Below are 729 nucleotides of genomic sequence, written 5' to 3' on the forward strand. Positions count from 1 at the left end.
GGGGATGAACATCCATACCGACGCTTACAGCGTGACGCGTGCGTGTGCGACGAGCTTCCAAGCGGCGGTAAACGTAGCAGAGAGCATCATGGCTGGCACCATTGAAATTGGTATCGCTGGCGGTGCGGATTCATCTTCTGTACTTCCTATCGGTGTGTCCAAAAAACTTGCTGCTAACCTGTTGGCTCTAAGCAAAACCAAAACATTGGGGCAAAAGCTCAATATTCTCAAGAGTCTGAGTTTTAAAGATCTCATGCCTGTTCCGCCAGCCGTCGCGGAATACTCGACGGGTTTGTCGATGGGACAAACGGCAGAGCAAATGGCGAAGACGCACGGTATCTCACGCGCAGAACAAGATGCGCTAGCTCATCGCTCTCATACATTGGCATCCCAAGCTTGGAAAGAAGGCAAAACCCAAGGTGAGGTGATGACCGCTTTCCCTGAACCTTACAAAAAGTGGATTTCTGAAGACAACAACGTTCGTCACGACTCGACATTAGAGGGCTATGCAAAGTTACGTCCTGCATTTGACCGCCAGTACGGCAGTGTTACCGCAGCAAACAGTACGCCGCTGACTGATGGCGGCGCGGCAGTGATGCTGATGCGCGAAGGTAAAGCGAAAGAGTTGGGCATGGAAATTCTTGGCTACATCCGTGGCTACGCATTCTCAGCGATTGGTGTGGAAAAAGACATGCTGATGGGACCGACTTACGCGACTGCGAAAGTGCT

General features: G+C 51.6%; 1 protein-coding gene. It reads left to right on the forward strand.

Annotated elements, in window-relative coordinates; translation table 11 throughout:
• Window positions 1-729: beta-ketoacyl synthase N-terminal-like domain-containing protein (locus R7Q11_RS26165; protein WP_318094456.1), on the forward strand; the 729-nt coding region annotated here is incomplete at both ends.

Source organism: Vibrio sp. 970 (assembly GCF_033339075.1).